At 72.8% G+C, this 18,759-nt stretch carries 20 protein-coding genes; 7 read left to right on the forward strand and 13 right to left on the reverse strand.

Annotated features, from left to right (window positions below):
- The first annotated feature begins 8 nt into the window (after window positions 1–8).
- Window positions 9–659, forward strand: coding sequence for a gamma-glutamylcyclotransferase (locus EZ242_RS21240; RefSeq protein ID WP_135287192.1), 651 nt, complete (start codon window positions 9–11; stop codon window positions 657–659).
- Window positions 656–1,306 (forward strand): pyridoxamine 5'-phosphate oxidase, encoded by a 651-nt coding sequence (gene pdxH / locus EZ242_RS21245; protein WP_135287193.1) that lies wholly within the window; start codon window positions 656–658, stop codon window positions 1,304–1,306. Before EZ242_RS21240 ends, pdxH begins: the two co-directional genes overlap by 4 nt.
- A 112-nt stretch (window positions 1,307–1,418) precedes the next feature.
- Here pdxH and EZ242_RS21250 read toward each other — a convergent pair whose 3' ends face one another.
- The 8 genes from EZ242_RS21250 to msrA form a co-directional block, all read right to left on the reverse strand.
- Window positions 1,419–1,781, reverse strand: a complete 363-nt coding sequence (locus tag EZ242_RS21250; RefSeq protein ID WP_135287194.1) for a hypothetical protein — start codon at window positions 1,779–1,781, stop codon at window positions 1,419–1,421.
- A gap of 127 nt (window positions 1,782–1,908) precedes the next feature.
- Window positions 1,909–3,903 carry a TonB-dependent receptor gene (locus tag EZ242_RS22570; protein ID WP_135287195.1) on the reverse strand — a complete coding sequence of 665 codons (1,995 nt, stop codon included), beginning with the start codon at window positions 3,901–3,903 and terminating at the stop codon, window positions 1,909–1,911.
- Window positions 3,904–4,009: 106 nt separating this feature from the next.
- Complete coding sequence (locus EZ242_RS21260) at window positions 4,010–4,348, reverse strand: hypothetical protein (protein WP_135287196.1); 339 nt, start codon at window positions 4,346–4,348, stop codon at window positions 4,010–4,012.
- Between the two features lie 5 nt (window positions 4,349–4,353).
- Window positions 4,354–4,851 carry a DUF3299 domain-containing protein gene (locus EZ242_RS21265; protein WP_135287225.1) on the reverse strand — a complete coding sequence of 166 codons (498 nt, stop codon included), beginning with the start codon at window positions 4,849–4,851 and terminating at the stop codon, window positions 4,354–4,356.
- Between the two features lie 148 nt (window positions 4,852–4,999).
- Window positions 5,000–5,239, reverse strand: a complete 240-nt coding sequence (locus tag EZ242_RS21270; protein WP_135287197.1) for a hypothetical protein — start codon at window positions 5,237–5,239, stop codon at window positions 5,000–5,002.
- Between the two features lie 11 nt (window positions 5,240–5,250).
- Window positions 5,251–6,462, reverse strand: coding sequence for an ABC transporter permease (locus tag EZ242_RS21275; RefSeq protein ID WP_135287198.1), 1,212 nt, complete (start codon window positions 6,460–6,462; stop codon window positions 5,251–5,253).
- Window positions 6,459–7,115 (reverse strand): ATP-binding cassette domain-containing protein, encoded by a 657-nt coding sequence (locus EZ242_RS21280; RefSeq protein WP_135287199.1) that lies wholly within the window; start codon window positions 7,113–7,115, stop codon window positions 6,459–6,461. Before EZ242_RS21280 ends, EZ242_RS21275 begins: the two co-directional genes overlap by 4 nt.
- A complete protein-coding gene (gene msrA / locus EZ242_RS21285) occupies window positions 7,112–7,648 on the reverse strand; it encodes a peptide-methionine (S)-S-oxide reductase MsrA (RefSeq protein WP_135287200.1) in 537 nt (178 codons plus the stop codon). The genes EZ242_RS21280 and msrA overlap by 4 nt, the downstream gene beginning before the upstream one ends.
- A gap of 72 nt (window positions 7,649–7,720) precedes the next feature.
- Here msrA and EZ242_RS21290 point away from each other — a divergent pair, with 72 nt between their 5' ends.
- From EZ242_RS21290 to EZ242_RS21310, 5 genes are all read left to right on the forward strand, one after another.
- Window positions 7,721–8,485, forward strand: coding sequence for a YdcF family protein (locus tag EZ242_RS21290; protein WP_135287201.1), 765 nt, complete (start codon window positions 7,721–7,723; stop codon window positions 8,483–8,485).
- 82 nt (window positions 8,486–8,567) lie between these two features.
- Window positions 8,568–9,239 (forward strand): TetR/AcrR family transcriptional regulator, encoded by a 672-nt coding sequence (locus tag EZ242_RS21295; protein ID WP_135287202.1) that lies wholly within the window; start codon window positions 8,568–8,570, stop codon window positions 9,237–9,239.
- 44 nt (window positions 9,240–9,283) lie between these two features.
- Complete coding sequence (locus EZ242_RS21300) at window positions 9,284–9,994, forward strand: protein-L-isoaspartate O-methyltransferase family protein (protein ID WP_135287203.1); 711 nt, start codon at window positions 9,284–9,286, stop codon at window positions 9,992–9,994.
- 2 nt (window positions 9,995–9,996) lie between these two features.
- A complete protein-coding gene (locus EZ242_RS21305) occupies window positions 9,997–10,335 on the forward strand; it encodes a rhodanese-like domain-containing protein (protein ID WP_135287204.1) in 339 nt (112 codons plus the stop codon).
- A gap of 34 nt (window positions 10,336–10,369) precedes the next feature.
- Window positions 10,370–11,695: a TolC family outer membrane protein gene (locus EZ242_RS21310; protein WP_135287205.1), complete on the forward strand. Its 1,326-nt coding sequence runs from the start codon at window positions 10,370–10,372 to the stop codon at window positions 11,693–11,695.
- Window positions 11,696–11,730: 35 nt separating this feature from the next.
- Here EZ242_RS21310 and EZ242_RS21315 read toward each other — a convergent pair whose 3' ends face one another.
- From EZ242_RS21315 to EZ242_RS21335, 5 genes are all read right to left on the reverse strand, one after another.
- Window positions 11,731–12,948, reverse strand: coding sequence for a hypothetical protein (locus EZ242_RS21315; protein ID WP_135287206.1), 1,218 nt, complete (start codon window positions 12,946–12,948; stop codon window positions 11,731–11,733).
- A gap of 269 nt (window positions 12,949–13,217) precedes the next feature.
- A complete protein-coding gene (locus EZ242_RS21320) occupies window positions 13,218–14,771 on the reverse strand; it encodes a hypothetical protein (protein WP_135287207.1) in 1,554 nt (517 codons plus the stop codon).
- 36 nt (window positions 14,772–14,807) lie between these two features.
- On the reverse strand, window positions 14,808–16,118 hold the full coding sequence (locus tag EZ242_RS21325; RefSeq protein ID WP_135287208.1) for a 3-deoxy-D-manno-octulosonic acid transferase: 1,311 nt from the start codon (window positions 16,116–16,118) through the stop codon (window positions 14,808–14,810).
- A complete protein-coding gene (waaC, locus tag EZ242_RS21330) occupies window positions 16,115–17,104 on the reverse strand; it encodes a lipopolysaccharide heptosyltransferase I (RefSeq protein WP_240787190.1) in 990 nt (329 codons plus the stop codon). The genes EZ242_RS21325 and waaC overlap by 4 nt, the downstream gene beginning before the upstream one ends.
- Window positions 17,101–18,483 carry a phosphomannomutase/phosphoglucomutase gene (locus EZ242_RS21335; RefSeq protein WP_135287209.1) on the reverse strand — a complete coding sequence of 461 codons (1,383 nt, stop codon included), beginning with the start codon at window positions 18,481–18,483 and terminating at the stop codon, window positions 17,101–17,103. Before EZ242_RS21335 ends, waaC begins: the two co-directional genes overlap by 4 nt.
- Window positions 18,484–18,759 lie beyond the last annotated feature (276 nt).

Here is an 18,759-nt window from a genome sequence, read left to right on the forward strand (position 1 = left end):
CTGCTGTCATGAGCTTGTCGGACGCAGCGCTCGCCTTCGCCCCCACCGCCTCGGCGCTCGCGCCGGCCGGCCTCCTGCCCCACCGCGATCCCCAGCCCCTGCTGCAACGCGCGTTGCGTGAATGGGGCGGCCATTCGGACCTCTGGCTCTTCGGCTACGGCTCGCTGCTGTGGCGTCCCGACTTCGAATTCGACGAACGGCGCCCGGCCCGCGTGCACGGCTGGCACCGCGCGCTCAAGATGTGGAGCCGCATCAACCGCGGCACGCCCCAGCAACCCGGGCTGGTCTTCGGCCTGCTCTCGGGCGGCAGCTGCCAGGGCATGGTGTTCCGCGTGCCGCGCGCGAGCGGCGCCGAGGTGCTCACGCGCCTGTGGGCGCGCGAGATGGCCACCGCCGTGTACGACCCGCGCTGGCTCCCCTGCCACACCGCCCACGGCCCCGTGCAGGCCCTGGCCTTCACGCTCTCGCGCAAGAGCCCCAGCCACACCGGCACCCTCGCGGACGAGGAGCTGCGCCGGATCTTCTGCAGCGCCTGCGGCATCTACGGCACCACGCTCGAATACGCCGAACGCACCTTCGAGGAACTGCAGCGCCTGAACATCCGCGACCGGCACCTGGAGCGGCTGCTTCGCCTGGCGCGCGACAATCCGCCCCCATGAGCAGCACCTCCCAACGCATCGCCGAGCTTCGCAAGAGCTACGAACGCGCCGAGCTGGGCGAAGACGCCAGCCATGCCGAGCCGCTGCGGCAGTTCGACCAGTGGCTGACGGAGGCCATCGCCGCGGAAGTGCCCGAGCCCAATGCCATGACCCTGGCCACCGTGGGCAGCGACCTGCGCCCCAGCACGCGCGTGGTGCTGGTCAAGGGTTATGACGAGCGGGGCCTGGTCTTCTTCACCAACTACGACAGCCGCAAGGGCCGCGAGCTGGCGGGCAATCCCTGGGCGGCGCTGCAGTTCCACTGGGTCGAGCTCGAACGCGTGGTGCGCATCGAGGGCCGCATCGAGAAGACCGGCGAGGAGGAAAGCGACGCCTACTACGCCAGTCGCCCGCTCGATTCGCGCATCGGCGCCTGGGCCAGCCCGCAAAGCCAGGTGATCGCCAGCCGCGGCGTGCTGGTCGCCGCGGCCGCGAAGTACGGCGCCCAGTTCCTGCTCGCGCCGCCGCGGCCCCCGCACTGGGGGGGCTTTCGGCTGCGGCCCGACCGCTGGGAGTTCTGGCAGGGGCGCCGGAGCCGGCTGCACGACCGGCTGCGGTATCGGCTGGACGAGGGCGGCGGCTGGGTGCGCGAGCGCCTCGCACCCTGAAGTCTTGCTCCTTCCCCCTCTGGGGGAAGGCAGGGATGGGGGCCCGCAGGAAGGGATGTGGCCGGCGCGCGCGGCCCCCACCCCACCCTCCCCCAGCGGGGGAGGGTGTGCGTCAGCGCACCGTCTTGCGCTCGTTGCGCCACCAGGCCAGGAGGGCCTGGAAGTCACCGTTGAAGCTGCGCCGCAGCAGGGCTTCGTAGCTCATCGAGCACAGGGCCGCATCGGCGCCGTCGAGCAGGCTCTCGCCGGCCGCCGCCGAGCAGGCGTGGAACAGGCTCTTGAGGCAGGGATCGGGCAGCCGGGAGAGGCGCTGGATGATGGCCTCGCGCTCCAGCAGCAGGTGCTGCCTGGGGCCCTCCATGCGGCAGTCCGCGTCCTGCGCGCTGGCCGCGCCGCAGGCACCTGCGGCCAGGCCCGCCAGCAGCATGCCCCGCACGGCCCGGCGGCGACGGCGTCCAGTCGGTGTCGTTCCCATGGCGACCTCCCCGAAAGGCATGCTGGCAGCGTGCGCCGCAGGCGGCAAGGGCCCGCCGCGGGGCGGGTGTAGGACGACGCCGCGCAAGGCTTGCACCCGCTGCGTCGGCCCGAGGGCGAGGCGCTCATCAGAACTCCGCCCGCACCCCCACGCGCAGCGAGCGCCCCGCGAGCAGGGCGCGCTCGGGCGCGGTCTGGGTCAGGAAGGACGTGGCCGGCCGCGCCACCGTGTCGGTGAGGTTGTCCAGCCGCGCGTACCAGAGCAGCTGCCCCTGGCCCACCGCCTGCTCGCGCGTGAGCGCCGCGTGCCAGGTGGTGTAGCCGGCCACGGCCGCCGCCCCCGTGGGCACGCGGTCCTGCCGCGCGGCATGGTCGAAGCCCAGCCGGCCGCCCCACTCGCCACGCTTGAGGACGAGCGCGGCCCCCGCGCGCACCGGCGCGATGCGCGGCAGGGGCTCGCCGGTGCTGCGGTCCGTGGCACGAACCTGGTCGGCGCGCCAGGCGATGTCGAGCTGGGGTGCCCCCGAGCGCAGCCGCCAGTTGCCCGAGGCCTCCAGGCCATGGAAGCGCGCGGGCACGTCGCGGTAGGCGAACTCGGGCAGGGTCTCGCCCGGCTCGACCTCGCGGTCCGCGCCGGTGGTCTGCAGCGCGATGTAGTTCGAGAAACGGTAGGCAAAGGCGCCCAGGCGGGCCTCGTTCGGCCCCTGCTTCCAGGCCAGCGCCAGCTCGGCGCTGTTGGAGCGCTCCAGCCCCAGCGTGGCGTCGCCCTGCTCCCAGGCCTGCGTGGCGATGTGCGGTCCGTTGGCGAAAAGCTCGTAGTCGCGCGGCGCGCGCTCGCTGTGCGCGAGCTGCCCGGTGAGCTCCCACGAAGGCGCGAGCTTCCACAGCGCGCCCAGCGCGTAGCTGGTCGGCTGGAACTCGCGGCTGCCGACGAGGAAGCGGTCCACCCCGGGACTGCCCTGCGAGGCGACGCGCACCCGCTCGGTCCGCGCACCCAGGCTGAGGCGGCCCCAGTCCAGCGCCAGCTCCTCGTGGATGAAGACCGCCTGCTGCCGGGTGCGGCTCGCGGGTGCGAAGGCTTCGTCGCCCAGGGCCGAGAAGCGCGTGTGCTCCGCCTGCAGGCCCACGACACCGCTGAGCGGCCCGAAGGCGCGGTGCCTGGCTTGCAGCCGCAGCTCGTTGCCGCGGGTGGCGAAGACGGTGCCGGTCTCGCCGGCCTCGAACTCGGTGTGCCCGTAGTCGGTGTGCGCCGCCTGCAGCTGCACGTTCTCCAGCCACCCTGGGGCCGGACGCCACTGGCCCTCGATGGCGTACCGGTCCGAGCGCATGCCGATGCGCACCGCCTCGTCCGCGGGCGAGCCGTAGTCCTTGCGGTGCGTGGAGACCGATGCGCCCAGCCAGCCGCGCTCGAAGAAGGTGCTGCCACCGAGCGCGGCGCCGCGCGCCTCGCCCGCCGTGTTGCACAGGCGGTCCGACACGCCGCCCGCGCAGGGCAGCGCGAGCGGGAGGCGCACGTCCTCGTTGTCGCGCCCGAAGGCATCCACATGCAGCACCTGGTTACCGGTGCCCGCCTGCAGCATCACCGCGCCGGCACGCTCGCGGCGGCCGGTGGCCAGGCTCGCGTCCGCACGCCCGGTCAGGCCCTGCAAGGGGCTGCGCGGGATGCGGCCGTCGATCGCGTTGACCACGCCGCCGATGGCGGTGCCGCCGTAAAGCAGCGCGGCGGGGCCGCGCAGCACCTCGATGCGGTCCACGGTCAGGGGGTCGATGGGTACGGCATGGTCGAAGCTCAGGGACGAGGCATCGAGCTGCGCGGCGCCGTTGCGCAGGATGCGGATGCGGTCGCCGTCCAGGCCCCGCAGGATGGGCCGGCTGACGCCCGGGCCGAAATGCGTGCTGCTCACGCCGGGCAGGTGGTCCAGGGCGCCGCCCAGGCTGCCTTGGCCGCGCAGCAGCAGGCCGGTGCCCTCCACGCGTTCGACGGGCGCGACGCGCTGCGACGAGCCGAGGGGATTGCCGGTGACGGTGACGTCGGGCAAGGTGCCGGCGCCCTGCGCGGCAGCGGACAGGCACAACGTGCCCGCGGCAGCGCCCACGGCGCTGCGGAGGAAATGGAGGTTCATGGGACGGTTCTGATCGATCGAGAGCCCGCGCGCGCCGCACGGCGCGCGCAGGCAGGATCGCGCGCGGCGGGCCGGGACCCGAACTGCGGCGATGACGACGGGAAGATCAGGACCGCGCGGGCGGACCGCGGGCGTCGAAAAGCGCGACCCAGCGCGCGACGAAGTCGCCGTGACCACCGGCCAGGACGACGGGGCTCAGTGCGAGCGGCAGCACCAGCGAAGGCGCGCCCGGCACGCCGGGCTGGCCGAGGGCGTCGAGCAGGCGGCAGTCGATGCCGCCGGCCTCATGGCCGAAGAGATCGTGACCGTCGTGGTCCGCCTGCGCGGCGGCGTGCGCCGCACCGGCAGGCTGCGGACCATGGACCGTGCGGTGCGCCAGTCCCACGGCCTGCGCCGCCAGCAGGGCGAGCGCGAGGCCGAGGATCCAGGCGAGGCGCAGCCGCATCGGGCCTACTTGACCAGCGCGGCGTCGGTGAGCCGGTAGAACAGGCCCATGGGATCGTCACGCAGGGTGGCGAAGCGGCCTTCCACCGTGACGGGCTCCTGCGTGTAGGCCACGGGCGTGCGCGTGCGCACCTCCACCATGCTCTCGGCCCCGCCGGGCACGCAGAAGCTGCAGGTCAGCGGCACCGAACTCACGAGGAAGTGGCGCTGCTTCTCGCCCGGCTCCAGCGGCATCATGAAGCCCTGGATGCGCTGCGTCGTGCCGTCCAGCGCGAGCTGCTGCGGCTGGAACTGCGGCAGCACGCGGTTCTTCTCGGTGCGGCTCTTCACGGCCGTGAGCACCGACCAGGGCACCACGTCCGAGCGCTGCGGCAGGGGCGCGATCGGGCTGTTGGCACCGTGCACGCCGGGCCCGGACCCGAACGGTGCGGGCGGGGTTCCGACCTGCGCGAACGCGGCGCCGGCGAGAAACAGGCCGGCGAGGAGGAGGGAGGGCTTGGTCATGTCGACGGATCCTTTCCGCTCCTTCCCCCTTTGGGGGAAGGCTGGGATGGGGGCCACGCGAGAAGGGGCGGCATCGGCGCACGCAGCCCCCACCCCAGCCCTCCCCCAGAGGGGGAGGGAGCAGGATGCGTCCCACTCGCGAACTGGGTCAGTGTTCATGCCGCATGCCGCAGTACTTGCCGATGGCCAGGCCCTTGCACGCGGCCAGCAATTCCCGCTGGCAGGTGTCGTGGCCCTTGCCGGACTCCAGGCAGCGCGCGGCCGCCTCGTGCGCGGCGGCCATGGCGCGGTGGCGCTGGATGTCCTTGCGCGTGTCCTCGTTCGAGTGCTTGTCCTGGGCCGCCAGGGCGAGCGGCGCGAGCAGCAGGGCGATGAGCAGGTGTTTCATCCGAAAAGCGTTCAGGGGTTCGATTGCAGCAGCTGGGCGACGTCGGTCCGGTAGGCGCTGGCGGCCGGGATGAGCGCGGCGAGCAGCGCGAGTCCCAGCGCACCCGCCACGACCCACGCTTCCTGGGGCACCCAGACCCAGGCCGTGACCGGAAGCGAGCGTCCGTCGGCGAGCAGCGAGGCTACCAGAGCCGCCGCCCCATGAGCCGCGAGCAGCCCCAGTGCGCACGCGGCCACGGCCAGCCACAAGGACTGGCACAGCACCAGTGCCGCCACCCGCATGGGCCGCGCGCCCAGCAGGCGCAGCATGGCCAGGTCGGCCCGCCGCTCGCGCACGGCGTTCCACAGGGCGATGAAGACCGACAAGGCGGCGCTGGCCAGCAGCACCAGCCCGAAGCCGTGCAGCACCCGCGTGCCCACCCCCAGCAACTGCAGCAGGCGCGTGACCTCCACGGCCGGCGCGGCCGCCTGCATGGGCGTGCTGCCGTTGACCCAGCGCGGCACGGTGACGGCGGCCAGCGGCGTGCGATAGCGCACCAGCGCCATCGTGACCTCGCGCTCGGCCTGCAGCAGGCGGCGGTCTTCCGCGTCGGCCGCCGTCGCGTCCTCGTGCACGCGCCACACCGATTCCAGCGCGGTGAGCACCAGCCGGTCGGCCACGCAGTGGCAGGGCGCCAGCACGCCGGCCACGGTGTAGGGCGTGTCGCCATGCGCATGGCCGCCGGACAGGCCGTGCTGGCCGATGAAGCGCTGGCCCGGCGCAAGGCCGGTGGCCTGCGCGACCGCATGCCCCAGCAGCGCCTGCATGGGAGCGAAGGCCGCCTCGCCCCCCGCCCCGCCGGCGACCCGCAGGCGGTACAGGTCCAGGTACGCCGGCTCGGTGCCCACGATCCGGAAGCCCCGGAAACTGTCGCCGATGGACAGCGGAATCACCTGCCCCACCATCGGGTGCCGCGCCAGGGCCTGCACGTCGGCGAGCGGCACGTTGCCGGGCGGCACGTCCAGGTGGAAGACTCCGGAGAGGATCAGCTGGATCGGGCTGCCCTTGGCGCCGACGACCAGGTCGATGCCGGCCAAGTCGCGCTCGAAGGCGCGATCCACCTGCTCGCCCACCAGCAGCACGAAGCCCACCGAGGCGACGCCCAGCGTGAGCAGCAGCAGGTTGAGCACGGCCGCGAGCGGCCGCGACAGCAGGTAGCGCAGCGAGAGGGAGAGCGTGCTCACGCCGCGGGCTCCGCAGGCCGGGCAAGCGCCAGCACGCGGGCCTGCGGCCAGGCCTCGCGCACGCGCCGGTCATGGGTGGCGACCACCAGCGTCGCGTCGCAGCGCTCGCGCGCCTGCGCCAGCGCCGCCAGGGCCGCGGCGGCCGCCTCGTCGTCCAGGCTGGCGGTGGGCTCGTCGGCCAGCAGCACGGCCGGCGTCATGAGCACCGCGCGGGCCAGGGCCACGCGCTGGGCCTGGCCCACCGACAACTGGCCCGGCCGGCGCGCCGCCAGCGCGTCCACGCCCAGCGAAGCCAGGGCCGAGCGGATGGCGGCCTCGTCCACGCGCCGCCCCAGCGCGTGGAAGGCAAGGGCCAGGTTGCCCCGCACGTCCAGGGCGTCGCTCAGGTGCAGGCGCTGCGGCAGGAGCCCCACGTGGCGACCGCGCCAGGCATCCCGCCCGGCCGGGCTCAGCGCCGCGAGGTCCTGCCCGGCCACCAGCAACGCGCCAGCCGAGGGCAGGCGCAGCCCGGCCACCAGCGAGAGCCAGCTCGACTTGCCGCTGCCCGAGACGCCTTGCAGCAGCAGCAGCCCGCCCTGCGGCAGGTCCAGGTCGGGGAAGGCCAGCTCGGGCGCCCCCGCATGCCGCAGGCGCAGGCCGCCCGTGCGGATCACCGCGCCAGTTCCGCGAAGGTCTTGCGGAACTTCGCCACCTTGGGCGCGGCCACGGCCATGCAGTAGCCCTGGTGCGGGTTCTTCTCGAAAAAGTCCTGGTGGTAGTCCTCGGCCGGCCAGTAGTTGGACAGCGGCTGCACTTCGGTAACGATGGGCGCGCCGAACAGCTTGTCCTGGCTCATCTCGCGGATCATGTCCTCGGCCACCTGCTGCTGCTCGGGCGTGGTGAAGTAGATGCCGCTGCGGTATTGCGTGCCCACGTCGTTGCCCTGCCGATTGAGCTGCGTGGGGTCATGGATCACGAAGAAGATCTCCAGCAGCTGCCGGGTGCTGACCTGCTGCGGGTCGTATTCCAGCTTGACCACCTCGTTGTGGCCGGTGGTCCCCGTGCACACCTGCTCGTAGCTCGGGCGCTCGGCCTGGCCATTGCTGTAGCCGGATTCCACGTCGGTCACGCCGCGCACCTTCACGTACACGGCCTCGGTGCACCAGAAGCAACCGCCTCCGAGCACCAGCGTCTGGGACTCGCTCATTCGCACTCTCCTTCGCGACGACTCGAACCCGCCACTGTAGCCGCGAACCGTGGCGCTACCATTCGCCCCCGTATGGAAGTCGGCGACCTGCGCACTCTCCTGGCCACCCTGGTCCTGCCCCCGGCCGGGCCGCTGCTGCTCGCCCTGCTGGGCCTGCTGCTGGCCAGCCGCGGACGCCGCTCGGGGCTGGTGCTGGGCCTGGCCGGCCTCGCGCTGCTGTGGGTCCTGAGCACGCATGCCGTCACGGTGGAACTGGCGCGGCGGCTGCTGCCGCAGGTCGAGCCGGTGGGCCTGGTCGAACTGCGGCGCGCGGGCGTGGAAGCCGTGGTGGTGCTCGGCGGCGGGGTGATCCCCGAAGCGCGCGAGTACGGCGTGCCGCAGCCCTCGGCCCCCACGCTGGAGCGCCTGCGCTACGGCGTGCGCCTGGCCCGCAGCGCCCAGCTCCCCCTGGCCTTCAGCGGCGGCATCGGCTGGGCCGGCCGGGCCGTGGCCACGGAGGCCGAAGCCGCGCGCCTGGCCGCGCGGCAGGACTTCGGCGTGGACATCCGCTGGGTCGAGGGCCAGTCGCGCGACACCCGCGAGAACGCCGAACGGCTGGCACCGTTGCTGCGGGCCAGCCGCATCCGGCGCATCGCCCTGGTCAGCGACGCCTGGCACCTGCCGCGCGCGACGCTGGAGTTCCAGCGCCAGGGCTTCGAGGTGCTGCCCGCGCCCACGGGCTTCATCGTCCCGCGCGACCGGGCCTTCGTCGAATGGCTGCCGTCGGCGCACGCCCTGCTGGCGTCGCGGCAGATCCTGCGGGAATTCCTGGCCTGGCAGCTGGCACGCTGGCGCTGAATCACTCGTTGCAGTCGCGCGCCTTGCCGGCGCCGGCCATGCCGCACTACATTACTAACCGGTCAGTCAACAACTCCCCGCCTTGCCCGCCACCCCGTCCGAAGCCACCGCCGGCCGCCGCGTCCGGCACAAGCACGCCCGCCCCGGCCAGCTGATCGAGGCGGCCCTGGCGCTGTTCGTGGAAAAGGGCTACGCCGCCACCCGCGTGGAGGAGATCGCCCAGCGCGCGGGTGTGTCCAAGGGCACGCTCTTCGTGTACTTCCAGTCCAAGGAAGACCTGTTCCAGGCCGTGGTGCGAGAGAACATCGCCGGCCGATTCGTCGAGTGGAATGAGGAATTCCACGCCTTCCAGGGCAGCAGCGCCGACATGCTGCGCTACTGCATGCGCTCCTGGTGGGAACGCATCGGCGCCACGCCGGCCTCGGGCATCACCAAGCTGATGCTGTGCGAGGCGCAGAACTTCCCCGAAGCCCTGGCCTACTACCAGCAGCAGGTGATCGCCCCCGGCAAGGACCTGATCCGCCGCATCCTGGAGCGCGGCATCGCGCGCGGCGAGTTCCAGGTGCCGGACCTCGACTGCGCCGTCTATGCGGTCATCGCGCCCATGATCTTCCTGCTGCTGAACAAGCACTCCCTGGCCGCCTGCCTGCCCGAGAGCGAGTCCATCGATCCCCTGCGCTACGTCGATGCGCAGGCCGAAGTCCTGCTGTCCGGCCTGCGCGCCCCCGAAGGGCCGGCGCGGCAGCGCTCCTAGAATCGCGGGTTTGTCCTGATCGCCACCGGCACCGCATCCACCCCATGACCACGTCCCTGCCCTCGCCATCCGACACCCAGGCGCGCGAACTGGCCCGCTACAACATGATCGAGCAGCAGATCCGCCCCTGGGATGTGCTCGACCCGCGCGTGCTGGAACTGCTTTCGCAGGTGCGGCGCGAGGACTTCGTGCCCGAGGCGCACCACGCGCTGGCCTTCGTGGACATGGAGGTGCCGCTCCTCGGCGGCACCGAGGAGGCCCTGGCCAGCGGCCGCTGCATGCTGGCCCCGCGCGTGGAGGCCCGCATGCTGCAGGACGTGGACCCGCGCCCCTACGAGAAGGTGCTGGAGGTCGGCGCCGGCTCCGGCCACATGGCCGCGCTCCTGGGGAAGCTCTCGCTCAAGGTGACCACGCTGGAGATAGAGCCCGCGCTGGCGGCCATGGCCCGGGACAACCTGGTGCGCGCCGGCATCGGCAACGCGGAGGTGCGCGAGGCCGACGGCTCCCGCGGCCTGCCCGGGGAAGGACCCTTCGATGTCATCGTGCTCAGTGGCTCGGTGGCCGAGGTGCCGCATGCGCTCATGGAGCAGCTGTCCCAGGGCGGACGCCTCATGGCCATCGTCGGCGAGGCGCCCATGATGCGCGCCACCCTCATCACCCGCACCGGACCGTCCAGCTTCAGCACCACCCAGCGCTGGGACACGGTGGCGCCGCGCCTGCGCAACTTCCCCGAGCATTCGCGCTTCCGGTTCTGAAGATGGTCCCCCAGATCCGCCCCGGACAGCTCGACGACTGGCTCCAGGCCCACGCCGGCCAGCAGCCGCTGGTGCTGGACGTGCGCGAGCCGCTGGAAGTGCAGCGCGCCAGCGTGCGGCCGCAGGGCTTCGAGCTGCTGCACATCCCCATGAACCAGATCCCGCAGCGCCTGGCCGAACTCGACCCGGCGCGCCCCGTGGCGTGCCTGTGCCACCACGGCATGCGCAGCCTGCAGGTGGCGATGTTTCTCGCGCGCAACGGATTCGACGAGGTGGCGAACGTTGCCGGCGGCATCGACGCCTGGACGCTGGAGCGCGACCCGGACGTGCCGCGATACTGACCGGCACGACATAAAAAGTAGCAAGGACGGAGCGATGAACACCCTGGCGCCCTTCTGCCTGCGATCACTGGCCCTCCTCGGAACGCTGGCCGCAGGCGCAGCGGGCGCCCAGAGCCTGCCCGAGCTGTACCAGCTCGCCCGCAGCCACGACGCCGCCTTCCAGGCCGCCCGGGCCCAGTACGACGCCAACGTCTTTCGGGCCGACCAGGCCCTCGCCGGCCTCCTGCCGCAGCTCGGGCTCCAGGGCGTGCTCAATCGCTCGGACTTCGGCAGCAACAACCCCGTGACCGACCGCAGCTTCGGCACCCGCGGGCTCAGCCTCTCGGCCGCGCAGCCCCTGTACCGCCCCGCCAACGTCGCCACCTGGGAGCAGAGCCGCCGGCAACTGGGCCTGGCCGCCGCGCAGCTGGAGACGGCCAGCCAGGACCTCATCATCCGCGTGAGCCAGGCCTACTTCGACGTGCTGGCGGCGCAGGACACGTTGCAGTTCGTGCGCGCCCAGAAGGCCGCGGTGAGCGAGCAGCTCGCCTCGGCCAAGCGCAACTTCGAGGTGGGCACCGCCACCATCACCGACACGCGCGAGGCCCAGGCCCGCTACGACCTGGTGCTGGCGCAGGAGATTGCCGCCGAGAACGACCTGCGCGTGCGCCGCCTGGCGCTGGACACGCTGGTGGGCCGCAGCGACACGCAGCCCCAGCCCCTGCCCGCACCCGTGGCGGCCACGCCGCCGCAGCCGGACGACGTGGACGCCTGGGTGCGCATGGCCGAGGACGCCAGCCCCGCCATCGAGCAGGCGCGCCTGAACCTGGAGGTGGCGCGCCTGGAAACCGAGAAGGCCCGCGCCGGCAACAAGCCCACGCTGGACCTCACGGCCAGCGCCAACCGCACCAACAACGCCGGCGGCACGGTCAACTCGCCCCTGAGCTCGCGCACGCACAACGGCCAGATCGGCGTCACCTTCAACCTGCCCCTCTTCGCCGGCTTCGCCACGCAGAACCGCATCCGCGAAACCCTGTCCCTGGAAGACAAGGCCGAAGCCGACCTGGACAACGCCCGCCGCTCGGTGGCCCAGGCCACGCGCACGGCCTACTTCGGCGTGGTCTCGGGCACTGGCCAGGTCCGCGCCCTGGAAGCCGCCGAGGCCTCCAGCCAGAGCGCCCTGGATGCCAACCGCCTGGGCTACCAGGTAGGCGTGCGCATCAACATCGACGTCCTGAATGCCCAGAGCCAGCTGTTCCAGACCAAGCGCGACATGGCCGTGGCCCGCTACAACGTGCTCCTCGGCAAGCTGCGGCTGCGGCAGGCGAGCGGGACCTTGACGCCGGATGACCTGAGGGTGGTGGACGGCACGGGGCGCTGAGGCGCACCGGTCGCTCGGCGCACCGTGCGCCGTCATCACCCTCGAGGGGCGGAGGTTTGCGACGCCAGCGCGGGGGCTGCGCCCGCAGCCCGCGCTTCGCTTGAACGCGGCGAGTCTTCATCCGACTCCTCCGTCGCCTCGCACGCTTCACCAGCAGCCAAGGCACTCTTCAAGCATTCCGCACCCGATGGCGCCGCGCCCTCGCCGGCCTTCCCCTCCCGTGCAGGCAGGAGCGCAGCCACCTTCTCCAGCCCCGCAAACAGGCGTTCGCGGCAGTCCGCTGGCAGCGGGCGGATGTGGCGCACCAGCGCCGTGATCACCTCCTGGCGCGGCGCCTCGCTGTCGGTGAGGAGGTGCCGGTCGTTCTCATGCCAGTCCTCCATGAAGGGGTCTTCGTCGCACAGGTGCAGGCCGATGCCCCAGGCCATCATGCCCAGTGCCTCCACGTCGCCCCCCGCGCCGCGCGCCAGCGGCAGCAGCCAGGCCTCGGATTCACCCGGGCGTTCGAACAGGCGGCTCGCCAGGGCGAGGTGATAGGCCATGAGGCCGCGCGCATGCGCGCTCAGCTCGCCGCCGCCGGCAGCGGCATAGGCCAGGAGCTGCTCCCGGCAGCCGCTTTCGATGACGGCACCGCCGGCGCCCTCGCACACGGAAGCCAGGGCCCGTGCCGGGTCTTCCTCGCCCAGGCGACGGTCACGCCGCAGCACCGCATGCAGCCTGGCGACGCCATCGATCCAGGACGACACGTCGCGCACCGGCCCGCGCTCCACCCAGCGGGTGTTGGCCTGGTAGCGCGGATGAAGGCCGGCCAGTGCCACCGTCCGGATCTGCTCGTGCAGGCGTTCGCGCGAAGCCGGCCGCGCGTCGGGGAGGTCGCTCACGACCAGTTCGAACATCGCCGTGACCAGCTCATGGTGACTCTTGTCGTCCTTCTCCTTGCACGCACCGCTCATGAAGCCGGCCATCAGGCGCACCGCCCCCGTGGGCAGGAACCAGGCATCGCCCGGCTGCGCGAGCAGCAGCCGCGAAGCGGCGATGCGAAGCGTGGACGGCATGGCGCAGCCGCCCAGCTTCAGGGCCACCGCCTCGCCGATGCGGCCCCAGCTGTCGCGGTGCACGCGCTCGAGCACGTCCTCCAGCAGGGCCGGGAGGAGCGCCGTGCAGGTCTTTGCGTCGCGGATACGCCAGCCGCCTTGGAGGTTCACGTAGGTGCGCGCCTCCAGCTCGCCGAACCCGCTCAAGAGCCGGGACATGCCAGGGCGAGGCGCTGCCTCCTGGGCCGGTGGACGCGCGCCCGGCACCTGCACGCGGCGCTGCGACAGCGGCTTGCCGCTGGGGGCGGCAGCCTGGCCGGCGCACCGCGCCCGGCTCGAAGGTCCGGGCGGTGGTCGCATGGCACTTTCCGCCGCGCGACTCGGCGCGTGCGGTCCTCCGACGAACAGGCTTTTCCTGATGGCTTCGCTCATGCGGCTCCTGCAGCTGGGTGGGTCATGTGGAAAGACGGGGGGTCCGGGCCGGCTGTTCAGTCGTCCCACTCCAGGGCGCAGAAGCGCGCCACCTCACCCGCCGCTTCCCCCCGCGAATCAGCGCGGACCAGCGCCTGGGCCAGCGCCTCCAGGCGCTTCGGGGCGGCCGACGCCGGCGCGCAGGCGCGCATGGCGGCACGCAGCGCGCGGACGGGGCTGTCGGTCTCCGGGGCTCCGGCCCCCAGCATCTCGGCGACCGTGTGCAGGCCTTCGACCAAGCGCTCGACCACCCTCGTGTCCTCCAGGTGCGCCGCACGACGCAGGACGGCGGTGAACACGGCCTGCGGGTCGGCCTGCGAGTCCAGCACCAGGTGGTCGCCATGCTTCAGCCATCCCGCCTCCTCCGGCGATCGGCACAGGCAGTTCAGGCCCAGGCTCCAGGCCAGCGCGCCGACGGCATCCGCCGGCAGTCCCGCGGTGGCGATGGCCTTCATCAGCGCCTGGTGCTCCGCCACGGCCCAGTCCCACGCCTCGCAGGCCACGAGCACGCCGAACAGCTCGTGGCTGCGACGGGTTTCGTCCAGCGGGCGCCGCGGGGACAGCACGTGGGCCAGCACCTGCTGCCGCAATCGCGCGGGCAGGCGACGCCCACCGAGCAGGCGCCCGATGCGTGCGCCCAGGCGCTCGTGCAGCTCGGGCGGCAAACCCGGCGATTCGTCCGGGAGAAAGGCGCCCAGGTCTTCGAGGCAGGCCAGGAGCTGCGCCAAGCTTGGGGCGGACATCTTGGCCTTCCCCAGCGCCGTGAAGAGGGCCTCGATCCGGTCGAGCAGCAGGTCGGCGCCGGTCGGCGCGAAGGACTCGCCAAGTTCGTCCTCATGCCAGGATCTGACGGCCGCGACGCAGGCGCCGCGGATCAACCCGCCGATCTGCCCACCCTGACTCTCCAGCGCCCGCAGGGCGCCGGAGATCAGTTCCGCCGCTTCGGCGCGCGAAGCCAGGCGCACGCCGACATGCTCCATCAGGGCTGCACCCAGGTCCGCAAAGAAAGCCTCGTCCGCACCGCGACTTTCGGCCTCCACCAGGGCTTGGGCCACGGTGGCGAGTTCCTCATTGCAAACGCCGTCCGCCCTGGCGTGGAGCAGGGCCGCGATCGAAACCCGGGGCCGGTCTGCGGTTTCGGGGCTCGGCCCTGGCGCAAGGGCGGTGCTGCCGACAAGGGAAATCGGCTTTACCGGTCTCGGTGTGGGAAGCACCTTGCGGTCCGAGCCCCCGCTGCCGGTGAGACGGCCCTCGATGGAGGCGGGCGACAGCAGACCCGGCGACATCGAAGTCCGCCCCGTGCTCGCGGTCCGCCCCGTCGCCGCCCGCGCCAGCATGGCCGCGCGGGCCGTCTTCGCGGGGCAGGCCAGCGCCTGCGCGCGACGCTGCCGAAGCAGCGCGAAAGCGGCTTGCGACGCTTCCTGCGCACCCTCGTGCGCGGCATGGAAGCCCTCACGTTCCATGAGGCTGGGCGAGCCACCGCTGCGGTCCGCCGCGGACTGCTTGCGCTCGCGGCCCGGGCCGCGGGGTGCCAGACCGGGGCTGCGGTGCATCGATGAACTGGCTTGCATTTCTTTCCTCCTCCCTCGTCGTCGATTCGAATCCGATCACCCGTCCGGCGGCCCCAGCGCCAGCAGCGCCTGCGCGCAGCGCAGGGCCGCGCCGCGATGCGCCTGCGCGAACTGCCCGGCCTGTTCGACCATGCAACGCCGCCCCGCCTCGTCGGCGACCAGCACCAGCGCGTGCCGCAGCGCGTCCTCGATGGAGTTGGCGCGCAGGGCCGCGCCCTGGCCCTCGGCGGCGGTGGCGGCCTCGGCGAAGTTGAAGGTGTGCGGGCCCATGACCACCGGGCAGCCGCAGGCCGCGGCCTCGATGAGGTTCTGGCCCCCCAGGGGCGCGAAGCTGCCGCCCAGCAGCGCCACGTCGGCCAGGCCGTAGTACAGGGCCATGTCGCCCAGGGTGTCGCCCACCCAGACTTCGGCCGCCGCCGGGCCCTCGTCAGTCCACTGGCTGCGGCAGGAGACGCTGAAGCCGTGCGCGCGCGCGATGCCCGCCACCTCCTCGAAGCGCTGCGGATGGCGCGGCACGATCAGCCACTGCACCGGTCGTTCGGCGAGCAGTCGGTCGGTGTTGCGGCGGCCGCGGCCGGAGCGCGCCATGTCCAGCTGCGCGCGCAGCACGCGCAGGAACTCGCGCTCCTCGCCCTCGCGCGAGCTCGCGAACATCACGACCGGGGCACCCGTGGCCGCCCGCCAGGCGCGTCCCTGGGCCAGGCGCTGCGCATCGGGCTCGGCGTCGAACTTCAGGTTGCCCAGCACGCCGCTGACGCGCGCGCCGGCTTCGCGCAGGCGCTGCGCGTCGGCTTCGCTCTGCGCCCACACGGCCGCGAGCGAGGCATAGGCCGGCCGCGACAGCCAGGCCAGGCGCTGCGCCTGCCGCAGGGACTTGTCCGACAGGCGCGCGTTGGCCAGCGCCAGCGGCAGCCCCCGCTCGGCGCAGGCGAGCGCCAGGTTGGGCCAGACCTCCGTCTCCATCAGCACGCCGACGCGGGGCCGGAAGTGGTCCAGGAAGCGCGCGACGGCCTCCGGCGTGTCCCAGGGCAGCCAGGCCTGCGTGTCGCCCTCGCGCAGCAGGGCCTGCCCTTCGGCGCGGCCGGTGGCGGTGCCGTGCGTGACGAGCAGGCGCAGCGAGGGGTCGAGCCGGCGCAGGGCGTCGACCAGGATGCCGGCCGCGCGCGTCTCGCCCAGGGACACCGCGTGGATCCACAGGGCGCCCGGCTCGGCGCGCACACGGTACCGGCCGAAGCGCTCCTCCACCGCCTCGAGGTAGCCCGGCTCCTCGCGCCCACGGCGCCGGAGCTTGCGGCGCAGCAGGGGCTGCGCACCGGACATGAGCAGCGAATACAGGCCCCGGATCATGCCCGGCGCACCTGCGCCCAGGCCGCTTCGACCGCCTCCACCGTGGGCGTGGGTTCGGCGAAGACGCTGCGCTGGCGCGGGCGGTCCACCGGCCCGGTGCGCCAGGCGGTGTCCACGTTGTAGATCTGAACGTGCGGCCGGTCGAGCGCGGTGGCGATGTGCGACAGGCCGCTGTCCACGCCGATGACACCGGCGCCGGCCGCGAGCCGGTCGGTGAGCGTCCCCAGGTCCAGCCGCGGCCAGGCCTGCGCGCCTTCACCGATGGCCGAGGCCAGCCGCTCGGCGCGGTCACGCTCGATCTCGCTGCCGTGCGGCAGGCCGATGCGAAATCCCTCGGCGAGCAGCCTGCGCCCCAGCTCGATCCAGTGCGGCTCCGGCCAGAGCTTGTCGACGCGCGAGGTGCCGTGCACGAAGGCGACCTCGTCACCGTCGGCGGCCGGCGGGGCGGCGGCGACCAGGCCGAAGCGCTCCTCGCCTTGCAGCGTGTAGCCCAGCGCCCGCGCGCACAGCTCGCGCGAGCGCGCCACTGCGTGGATGCGCGGCTCGATGCGCACCACCACGTCGGCCACCCAGCGCGTGGGCGCCTCCCAGCTGGAGCCCTCGGTGCGGTTGGCCAGCGCATAGCGGCGCCCGCCTTCGGCCAGGCGGGCGCAGCGCGCGACCAGGGCCGACTTGGTCAGGCCCTGCAGGTCGATCACGGCGTCGTAGGGCTCGCGCTGCAGCGCCTGCTTGAGCTCGCGCCAGCCGCGCCGCGTCTCGCCCGACAGCGGCGACCGCCGCCATTTGCGCAGCTCGCAGGGCACCACCCGCCGCACGCCTTCGCAGCGCTCCACCAGCGGCGCGAAGCTGCGCTCGACCACCCAGTCGATGCGCGCCTGCGGCAGCGCCCGGCGGATGTCCTGCACGGCCGGCATGGCGTGCACCACGTCGCCCAGCGAAGAGAGTTTGACGATCAGGATGCGCAAGGCATTCGCCTGCAGGCTCAATGCGCCGCTTCGGCGATCTGCGCGTCGGGCTTGACGCTGCGAAGCAGCGCCAGCATGTCGCCGCGGATGCGCTCCAGCGCCTCGGCCGTGTGGCCCTCGAAGCGCAGCACCAGCACCGGCGTGGTGTTGGAGGCGCGGATGAGGCCGAAGCCGTCGGGCCAGTCCACCCGCACGCCATCGATGGTGGAAACCTCGGCCGGCGCGTCGAAGCGGGCGCTGGCCACCAGCTTGTCCACCAGCGCATGCGGCTCGCCTTCCTCGCAGCGCACGTTCAGCTCGGGCGTGGAGTGGCTGGTGGGGAGCGCATCCAGCACGGCACTGGGGTCCTGCTCGCGCGAAAGGATTTCCAGCAGGCGGGCGCCCGCATAGGTCCCGTCGTCGAAGCCGAACCAGCGCTCCTTGAAGAAGATGTGCCCGCTCATCTCTCCGCCCAGGGGCGAGTCGATTTCCTTCATCTTCGCCTTGATGAGGGAGTGGCCGGTCTTGAACATGAGCGGCGTGCCGCCGGCCTCGCGGATGGCGGGCGCGAGGCGCTGGGTGCACTTGACGTCGAACACGATGGTGCCGCCGGGCACGCGCGAGAGCACGTCCCGCGCGAACAGCATCATCTGCCGGTCCGGATAGATGGTGTTGCCGCCCCGGGTGACGATGCCCAGGCGGTCGCCGTCGCCGTCGAAGGCCAGGCCCAGCTCGGCGCCGGTGGAGGCGAGCGCCGCGATCAGGTCGCGCAGGTTCTCGGGCTTGCTGGGGTCGGGGTGGTGGTTGGGGAAGTTGCCGTCCACCTCGGAGAAGAGCTCCACCACCTCGCAACCCAGCGCGCGGAAGATGGCCGGGGCCGAGGCACCGGCCACGCCGTTGCCGCAGTCCACCACGATCTTCACTGGCCGGGCGAGCTTCACGTCCGAGACGATGCGGTCGCGGTAGGGCGCGAGCACGTTGATGTTGCGCACCTTGCCGGGCTCGGCCGGGGCCGGCGGTTCGCCTTCCATCGCGCGGCGCAGCGCCTGGATCTCCTCGCCGTAGATCGCGCGGCCGGCCAGCACCATCTTGAAGCCGTTGTAGTCCTTGGGGTTGTGGCTGCCAGTGACCTGGATGCCGCTCCTGCACAGGGTGCTGGCCGCGAAGTAGAGCATGGGCGTGGTGACCACGCCCACGTCGATGACGTCCACGCCGCCGGCCACCAGGCCGCGCACCAGCGCCGCCGAGAGCGACGGCCCGCTCAGCCGTCCGTCCCGGCCCACGGCCACCGTGCGCTCGTTCTCGCGCAGCGCCGCCTGCGCGAAGGCGCGGCCCAGGCGTTCGGCCACCTCCTCGTTCAGCGTGCTCGGCACGATGCCGCGGATGTCGTAGGCCTTGAAGATCGAGGGGGACAGTTGCATGGAATGAAGGCTTTCCGGATGAGCTGGAGAGTGCGAAAAAGCTGCGGGGATTGTGGCAGGGATGCCTGCGCGCATGGCGCGCCGCGGGCAGCCGCGTTCTTGACGCGGGCAGCCGCGTTCTTGACGCGGGGCAGCCGCGTTCTTGATTCTCCGAGTGGTGGCTTGGCGCTCGTGGCCTGCCGGGTCTCGCCCCGGCGGGCGACCTACTTTCTTTGCTTCGCCAAAGAAAGTAGGCAAAGAAAGGCGACCCGGGTGGCTGCGACCCCGCGGCTTCGC

The sequence above is a fragment of the Ramlibacter rhizophilus genome (assembly GCF_004681965.1).
Lineage (GTDB): Bacteria > Pseudomonadota > Gammaproteobacteria > Burkholderiales > Burkholderiaceae_C > Ramlibacter > Ramlibacter rhizophilus.